Consider the following 1,263-nt stretch of genomic DNA (forward strand, 5'->3'; position numbering starts at 1 on the left):
GCAAAGCGGGTATTCCAGCTCCATGCTGCCAGCGCCGATGGCGGTTTGGTATTTCGTAGGAAGCTATCTCGCGTTCATGTCTTGGCTTTCTTCTCGGAATTGCCGAGGTGTGTCGTTGCGATGGAAGCATGTGCGACTGCGCATTACTGGGCTCGTGAGATCGGGAAGCTTGGCCATGAAGTTCGATTGTTACCACCCGCTTATGTGAAGCCTTTCGTCAAACGGCAGAAGAATGACGCGGCAGATGCTGAAGCCATCGTAGAGGCCGCCATCCGCCCCTCGATGAGGTTTGTCGTGCCGAAGACGGAGAAGCAGCAAGCTTCTTCCATGATCTTTCGGACGCGCGATCTATTTGTGCGTCAGCGGACGCAGTTGATTAACGCCCTTCGTGCTCACTTGGCAGAACATGGGGTCGTCGCACCGCAGGGGCTTGCAAGCTTGGCCGCGTTGAGGGGGATCGTAGAAGACGATGATAGCGGCCTTGAGCTCCTGGTTGTGGAAACTGCCCGGATTTATTTGGAGCAGATTGATCTTCTAACTGCCCGTATCTCCAACTTGGAGAAGGTACTCAAATCTGAAGCTCAGCAATCGGATAATACCGCTCGGCTGATGTCAATGCCCGGCGTAGGACCGATCACGGCCATAGCGATCGAGGCCTTTGCTCCAACTATGACGACGTTTCAGAAGGGGCGCGATTTTGCAGCATGGCTCGGGCTTGTACCTAAACAACATTCGAGCGGCGGAAAGCAGGTGCTTGGCCGGACGTCGAAGATGGGACAGCGCGATATCCGACGGCTTTTGATTATCGGCGCAATGACGGTGATCCGATGGGCATGCCGAAAGCCCCCTCCGGGAGCTCATGGCTGGGACGTATGTTGACGCGCAAGCCACGTATGCTCGTCGCTATTGCGTTAGCCAACAAGATGGCGCGATCCGTCTGGGCGATGATGACGAAGAAGGAGAATTACAAAGATTCCGGTCTCGCAACCGCGTAAGCAAAGCTAGCGATATAGCGAGATCGGATCGTCGGCGTGTGAGGAGATCAGCGAATGGTAAGGACAAAAGATTGGAAAGAGGGGCTGGAAATGCACCCGGCTCAGTGAGCCACGAGCTCGTAGAACTGATTTGCGCCAGCCCCGCTTAGCTCCATACCGGCCAGCAGTAAATTCCAGACTGCATCAAAGGCCTGATACATGACCGCATCCAATCACACGTTCAAACCGCTCAAAGAAAAACTTGCATGAACGGGGGCATCCATACATG

1 pseudogene is annotated in these 1,263 nt (G+C 54.7%); it reads left to right on the forward strand.

The annotated features are described in order from the left end of the window. Nucleotides 1-995, forward strand: a pseudogene (locus C5L12_RS27700) (IS110 family RNA-guided transposase); the annotation flags it as partial. Nucleotides 996-1,263: the final 268 nt, after the last annotated feature.

The sequence above is a fragment of the Neorhizobium huautlense genome (genome assembly GCF_002968575.1).
Taxonomy (GTDB): domain Bacteria; phylum Pseudomonadota; class Alphaproteobacteria; order Rhizobiales; family Rhizobiaceae; genus Neorhizobium; species Neorhizobium huautlense.